General features: G+C 68.4%; 8 protein-coding genes. 4 read left to right on the top strand and 4 right to left on the bottom strand.

Annotated elements, in window-relative coordinates:
• Positions 1-1,026, top strand: a 1,026-nt coding sequence (locus tag HUU96_RS09155; protein WP_174292518.1) for an ABC transporter permease, incomplete at its 5' end; no start/stop codon positions are given.
• Here HUU96_RS09155 and HUU96_RS09150 read toward each other — a convergent pair.
• Entirely contained in the window at positions 1,023-1,295 is a 273-nt protein-coding gene (locus HUU96_RS09150; RefSeq protein ID WP_174292519.1) for a hypothetical protein, read from the bottom strand. The genes HUU96_RS09155 and HUU96_RS09150 overlap by 4 nt on opposite strands.
• A gap of 90 nt (positions 1,296-1,385) precedes the next feature.
• Between HUU96_RS09150 and msrB the strand changes: the two genes are divergently transcribed.
• Positions 1,386-1,886: a peptide-methionine (R)-S-oxide reductase MsrB gene (msrB, locus tag HUU96_RS09145; protein WP_174292517.1), complete on the top strand. Its 501-nt coding sequence runs from the start codon at positions 1,386-1,388 to the stop codon at positions 1,884-1,886.
• Between the two features lie 33 nt (positions 1,887-1,919).
• Here msrB and typA read toward each other — a convergent pair whose 3' ends face one another.
• Positions 1,920-3,764, bottom strand: a complete 1,845-nt coding sequence (gene typA / locus HUU96_RS09140; protein ID WP_174292516.1) for a translational GTPase TypA — start codon at positions 3,762-3,764, stop codon at positions 1,920-1,922.
• Positions 3,765-3,938: 174 nt separating this feature from the next.
• Between typA and HUU96_RS09135 the strand changes: the two genes are divergently transcribed.
• Both HUU96_RS09135 and HUU96_RS09130 read left to right on the top strand, forming a co-directional pair.
• Positions 3,939-5,150 carry a toxic anion resistance protein gene (locus HUU96_RS09135; RefSeq protein WP_174292515.1) on the top strand — a complete coding sequence of 404 codons (1,212 nt, stop codon included), beginning with the start codon at positions 3,939-3,941 and terminating at the stop codon, positions 5,148-5,150.
• The gene (locus tag HUU96_RS09130; RefSeq protein ID WP_174292514.1) at positions 5,147-5,866 is read left to right on the top strand and encodes a hypothetical protein; all 720 of its coding nucleotides are present in this window, start codon (positions 5,147-5,149) and stop codon (positions 5,864-5,866) included. Before HUU96_RS09135 ends, HUU96_RS09130 begins: the two co-directional genes overlap by 4 nt.
• A gap of 15 nt (positions 5,867-5,881) precedes the next feature.
• On the opposite strand, the gene HUU96_RS09125 is transcribed toward HUU96_RS09130, so the two are convergent.
• The gene (locus HUU96_RS09125) at positions 5,882-6,301 is read right to left on the bottom strand and encodes an SRPBCC domain-containing protein (protein WP_174292513.1); all 420 of its coding nucleotides are present in this window, start codon (positions 6,299-6,301) and stop codon (positions 5,882-5,884) included.
• Between the two features lie 74 nt (positions 6,302-6,375).
• On the bottom strand, positions 6,376-6,646 hold a 271-nt coding region (locus tag HUU96_RS09120; protein ID WP_302480230.1), incomplete at its 5' end, for an inositol monophosphatase family protein.

Below are 6,646 nucleotides of genomic sequence, written 5' to 3'. Positions count from 1 at the left end.
CCCGCGCACGCCGCGGCGGTCACCCGCGCCGACACCCGGCTGCGCAGCATCTTCCGCCAGGGCGAGCAGCCGCCGGAGCTGGTCACCACCACCGCCTCGGCCGACCCCGCCGCGCAGGCGCGCGCAGCATTCGGAGCGAAGGACTACGACACGGTGGCGGCGCTGTACGGCGCGCTCGACCGGCCGACGATCCTTTATGGTCCGCACGGGCCCCGCCCCGCCGACTATCTCGCCGCGCTGGCGGGAGCGACGCTGACCGACGAGCGGCTCGGCACTGCTCTCCCCCGCATCGACGCGCAGCGCATCGCCTATCAGCAGCCCGGCCCGTCGCGGCGTGGCGGCCACCAGTCAGGCTTCTTCGCGGTGTTCGGGATCTTCTTCCTGACGCTGTTCCTCGCCGGGCAGGTGGTCGGCACGATGGCGGAGGAGCGCAACAACAAGGTGATCGAGGTGCTGGCCGCCGCGGTGCCGCTGGAGTCGGTGTTCCTGGGCAAGCTGCTCGGCATGTTCGGGGTGGCGGTGCTGTTCGTCGCCTTCTGGGCCAGCGTCGTCAGCCAGATCGGCGCGCTGATGCCGGCAGGGTTGCGCGCCGGGCTAGGCGATCTGTCACCGGCGACGGGGGCGATGTTCCCGCTGCTGTTCATCGGCTATTTCACCATGGCCTATCTGCTGCTCGGCTCGGTGTTCCTCGGCGTCGGAGCGCAGGCGACGACGCCGCGCGAGATCCAGATGCTGTCGCTGCCGATCACCATCACCCAGGTGGCGATGTTCGCGCTAGCCTCCGCCGCCGCGTCGCGGCCGGGCAGCACGTTGGCGCAGGTGGCGGAGCTGTTCCCGCTATCGTCACCGTTCGCGATGGTCGGCCATGCCGCCAACCAGCCAGGGTTGTGGCGGCATGGCGCGGCGCTGGCGTGGCAGGCGCTGTGGGTGGCGATCTTCATTACGCTGGGCGCGCGGCTGTTCCGGCGCGGTGTGCTGCAATCGGGGAGCGCCATGCCGTGGTGGCGGCGGGCTAAAGCCGCCTAATTAGGCTTGCCGCCTGAAACGGCCGGCTCACCCGAGCAATCCCCGGTGGAGCGCGCCGTCACCGCCGGCGACTTGGCGCGGCCCATCGTCCAGTTCGGCTCCATCCGCACGCGCGGATTGGGCGCGCACCAGATCTCGCCGGTGTCGTTGATCGCCGTCACCCAGATCAGGTTATGCTCCTGGCCATAGTCGATCACCGCGATGGCAAAGCCGCTGCCCTTGTCGAGGACATGGACTGGGATCGGCGGATCAAGCTGCTGGAACGACATGGAAAGCTCCGAGTTCTTGCCGCCAAGCGCGCCATTGCCGCCGAAGTTCCACCCCTCGCGCTCGCCTGCGGCAATGCTTATATCCTTCTTATGCAACACCCCCTTCACCGCCGTGACTTCCTCACCACCGCCGTGACCGGCACCGCGGCGCTGGCGCTGTTCGGCTGCCGCCAGGCGACCGCCGCGCCGCCCGAGCGTTTCCCCTTTACGCTCACCGACGCGCAGTGGCGCGCGAAGCTGCCCGCCGCCGCCTATGACGTGCTGCGCCACGAGGGGACGGAGGAGCCGTTCACCAGCCCGCTCAACAACGAGCATCGCGCCGGCGTCTTCGGCTGCCGCGGCTGCGGCCAGCACCTGTTCGCGTCCCGGACCAAGTTCGACAGCGGCACCGGCTGGCCCAGCTTCTGGGCCCCGCTGGCCGGCGACGTCGCGACGCGCAGCGACGGCTCGCTCGGCATTGAGCGCACCGAGGTGCATTGCACCCGCTGCGGCAGCCATCTGGGCCATGTCTTCGACGACGGGCCCAAACCGACCGGCAAGCGCTATTGCATGAACGGCGTGGCGATGACCTTCACGGCGGTCAAGGCATAGGGTCACCCCGGGCGGCCCCGGGATGACGGAGGGTCAGGCCGCGACCTTGGCCCGGCTTGCCTTCTTGCGCTCGTTGGCGTCGAGATGGCTCTTGCGCAGCCGGATCGACTTGGGCGTCACCTCCACCATCTCGTCGTCGTCGATATAGGCGATCGCCTGCTCCAGCGTCGCGCGCTTGGGCGGGGTCAGGCGTACCTGATCGTCCTTGCCGCCGCTTGCGCGGAAATTGGTCAGCGCCTTGGTCTTCATCGGGTTGACCTCGAGGTCGTCGGGCTTGGCGTTCTCGCCGACGATCATGCCCTCGTACAGCGCCTCGCCATGGCCGACGAACAGGATGCCGCGCTCCTCCAGCGGCCCCAGCGCATAGCTGTTCGCCTCGCCCGAGCCGTTGGAGATCAGGACGCCGTTCTTGCGGCCCTCGATCTTGCCCTTGTGCGGGCCGTACTTCTCGAACAGCCGGTTCATGATGCCGGTGCCGCGCGTGTCCGAAAGGAACTCGCCGTGATAGCCGATCATGCCGCGGCTGGGCGCCGAAAAGGTGATGCGCGTCTTGCCGCCGGTCGATGGGCGCATATCGGTCATCTCCGCCTTGCGGAGGTTCATCTTCTCGACGACGGTGCCGGAATGCTCGTCGTCGACGTCGATGATGACGGTCTCGTACGGCTCGGTCCGGCGGCCGTCCTCGTCCTCGCCGAACAGCACGCGCGGCCGACTGATGCCGAGCTCGAACCCCTCGCGGCGCATCGTCTCGATCAGCACGCCGAGCTGCAGCTCGCCGCGCCCTGCCACCTCGTAGCTGTCGCGGTCGGCGGCTTCGGTCACCTTGACCGCGACGTTGGACTCGGCCTCGCGGAACAGGCGGTCGCGGATCATGCGGCTGGTCACCTTGGTGCCCTCGCGCCCCGCCATCGGCGAATCGTTGACGGCAAAGCGCATCGACAGCGTCGGCGGGTCGATCGGCTGGGCGTGGAGCGGCTCGGTGACGGTGATGTCGGCGATGGTGTTGGCGACGGTCGCGACCGACAGCCCGGCGAGGCTGATGATGTCGCCAGCCTTCGCCTCCTCGACCGGCACGCGGTCGAGCCCGTGGAACGACAGGATCTTCGACGCGCGGCCCGCCTCGACGATCTTGCCGTCATTGTCGAGCGCGTGGATCGGCTGGTTGATCTTCACCGCGCCCGAATTGACCCGCCCGGTCAGGATGCGGCCCAGGAACGGGTCGCGGTCGAGCAAGGTCACTAGGAAGGTGAACGGCACGTCCTCGACCTCGACCTTGGGCGCGGGGACGTGCGCCACGATCGTCTCGAACAGCGGGATCAGCGTCCCCTCGCGCGCGTCCATGTCGGTCGAGGCATAGCCGCCGCGGCCCGAGGCGTAGAGCACCGGGAAGTCGAGCTGCTCGTCGCTGGCGTCGAGCGACACGAACAGGTCGAACACCTCGTCGAGCACTTCCTGGATGCGCGCGTCGCTGCGGTCGATCTTGTTGACGACGACGATCGGGCGGAGGCCCAGCGCCAGCGCCTTGCCGGTGACGAACTTGGTCTGCGGCATCGCGCCCTCCGACGAATCCACCAGCAGGACGACACCGTCGACCATCGACAGGATGCGCTCCACCTCGCCGCCGAAATCGGCGTGGCCGGGCGTGTCGACGATGTTGATGCGGATGCTCTCGCTCGCGCCCGGCGGCGTCCAGTCGACCGAGGTCGGCTTGGCCAGGATGGTGATGCCGCGCTCCTTCTCCAGGTCGTTGGAATCCATCGCGCGCTCTTCGACGCGCTGGTTGTCGCGGAAGGTGCCGGACTGGCGGAACAGCTGGTCGACCAGCGTGGTCTTGCCATGATCGACGTGCGCGATGATGGCCACGTTGCGGAGGCTCATGGGGTATCCTGATGGTGAAAGAGGATCAGTTCAGCGCGCCCTTAGCGTATTTGCTGCGCCGCGGAAAGCCGCCTGCCACTGCGCCATTCTCCCTCGACGGTGTATTATCGCAATGCTACACTTGAAGCGGTCGCGGCGAGGGCGCATCCTCGTAGCGACCCAACGGAGCAAGCCATGGCCACCGACGCAGCGACCGTAACCGAGACCAGCCCGGCGCTGGTGTTGACCCCGCCCGAGCCGGTGCCGGTGGTCGCCGCCAGCCAAGCGGCGGGGCTGGTGCCGGTCGACGACACCAAGCGCAGCGAGCTGGAGACGCGCGTCGATGGCTTCGTCGCCGACCTGGTCGCGCAGGACGTCAACAGTCCCGAATTCGGCCGCCGGGTGGACGCGATCACCGCGATGGGCGGCAAGGAGATCCGTGACGCCGCCGGCCAGTCCAACCGCTTCCTCGACCGCCCGGTGCGGGCGATGGACAAGGACAGCGGCGTCGGTGCCGACCTCGCGCAGCTGCGCCGCGTCATCGAACAGCTCGATCCGGGCAAGCAGGGCAGCCTGACCGGCCCGCGCAAACTGCTCGGCGTCATCCCGTTCGGCAACCGGATGAAGAACTATTTCGACAGCTACAAGTCGAGCCAGACCCACATCAGCGCCATCCTGAAGAGCCTCGCCTCGGGCAAGGACGAGCTGCTGATGGACAACGCCGCGATCGACACCGAGCGCTCGAACCTGTGGACCGCGATGGGCCGACTGGAGCAGATGATCCACCTGTCGCGCACCATGGACGCCAAGCTGGAGGACACCGCCGGCACGCTCGATGCGACCGACCCGGCCAAGGCCAAGGCGATCCGCGAGACGGCTTTGTTCTACGCCCGCCAGCGCACCCAGGACCTGCTGACCCAGATGGCGGTGACGGTGCAGGGCTATCTGGCGCTCGATCTCGTCAAGAAGAACAATGTCGAGCTCGTGAAGGGCGTCGACCGCGCCAGCACCACCACCGTGTCGGCACTGCGCACCGCGGTCACCGTCGCGCAGGCGCTGGTCAACCAGAAGTTGGTGCTCGACCAGATCACCCAGCTCAACACCACGACGGCGGGCATCATCGACTCGACCGGCAAGCTGCTGCGCAGCAACACCGCCGCGATCCACGAACAGGCCGCCGCCTCGACCATCCCGCTGGAGGTGCTGCAGCGCGCGTTCCAGAACGTCTACGACACGATGGACGCGATCGACAGCTTCAAGCTGAAGGCGCTCGATTCGATGAAGACGACGGTCGACGCGCTTGGCAACGAGGTCGAGAAGTCGCGCGGCTATATCGCCCGCGCCGAGGGGGCGAGCCAGGGCGCGCTGAAGGGTCCCGCCGATCAGTACCGGCTGCAGTCGCTATGAGCGAAGTCGATGAAGCCATCGCCGCGGCACGCCTGTCCTGGGCGCGGATCACCCATGCCGACGACCTGCCGTTCAGTCGCGGGACCCCGCGCCGGCCGGGCGCGCTGGGCAGGCGGCTGGTACGGATCGGCGCGGCGGTGGTGGCGATCCTGGTCGGCTTCACCCTGGTCGGCATGGTCATGCCGGTCGGGATCATGGGCGCGCTGCTGCTGATGGTGCTGCTCGTCGCCGCAGTCGGCGGCCTGGCGGTGTGGCCGTCCGACGAGCGTGCCGCGCCGCCGCCGGAGAAGCTGCGCACCGTCGACCTCAAGGCACTGCCGGCGCAGACCGGCCGCTGGCTGGGGGCGCAGCGCCCCGCCCTGCCTGCGCCCGCCCGCGGCATCGCCGACCGTATCGGCACCCGGCTGGAAGTGCTGTCGCCGCAACTGGGTGCGGTCGATCCCGGCACCGAGCCGGCGCTGGAGCTGCGCCGGCTGATCGGCGAGCAGCTGCCCGCCTTCGTCAACGACTATGCCCGCGTTCCCGAGCCGCTACGCAGCGTCGAGCGCAACGGCCGCAGCCCCGACCGCGAGCTGGTCGACGGCCTGTCGCTGATCGAGCGCGAGATCGCCGCCATGACCGAACGGCTGGCGCAGGGTGACCTCGACAGCCTGGCGACGCGGGGGCGGTATCTGGAGATGAAGTATCGGGGGGAACAACAAGGAGGAGCAGGATAGACCGATTGCTGGCGATCAGAACCGCCTGGCGAGCTCTGCCGACATGTCCGCGTTCATTCGCTCGAAGCCCCCCTTGAACGAGCCGGGCTTGACGACGCCGACGAGCAATCCCGAGAAATCCTCGCCGTGGCGGATGTCGGTGCCACCGCGATTATTGCGGGTCAGCGTCCAGTAGTGCTCGCCGTCGAACACTCCCTTGACGAGCAGCCGGCCACGCCAGCGCAGTTCCCGGCCGTTGTTCACGACAAGCAGCGTCGGCTTGAACGTCGTCTGCTTGCCGGGAGAAGGCGACAAGGTGACGCTGAGTTTCTCGCCAACGGCCAACTTGCCGGAGACGGCGGTCATGAAGCTGTTCCACCGGTTAAAGCCAGCGAAGTCGGTGAGCACCGACCAAACCTGGTCGGGATCCTGCGGAACGGAGAATTGGGTGGCCAACTGATACATGTCGATCGGGACCCTCTTGCCCGCATTGCGTCAGGTCATCTCAATAGCCGGATGATCGCTGCCGCCTAGATCGTTTCTTCGCCCGCCGCGCCGACCCCAATCACCACCCGCGCCCGCTCGCCCAGCCGCGCCACCGCCGCGCCGTGCACTCCCGGCGCGCTCACCAGCACACCGAACGCGCGCGGGTCGGGCTTGTTGAACTCCAGCGGTGCGCCCAGCGCGTCGGTCGCCGCCGCGCCCGCCTCCAGCGCGATCAGCGCCGCCGCGGCGACGTCCCACTCATTGCCCCAGCGTAGCGTCGCGCACAGGTCGGCATCACCGACCGCGACCATGGCG

This window comes from Sphingomonas bacterium (genome assembly GCF_903644135.1).
In the GTDB taxonomy this organism is placed as follows: Bacteria; Pseudomonadota; Alphaproteobacteria; order Sphingomonadales; family Sphingomonadaceae; genus Sphingomonas.
The sequence above is the reverse complement of the archived record's forward strand: the minus strand, read 5'-3'. Positions and strand labels throughout refer to the sequence as shown.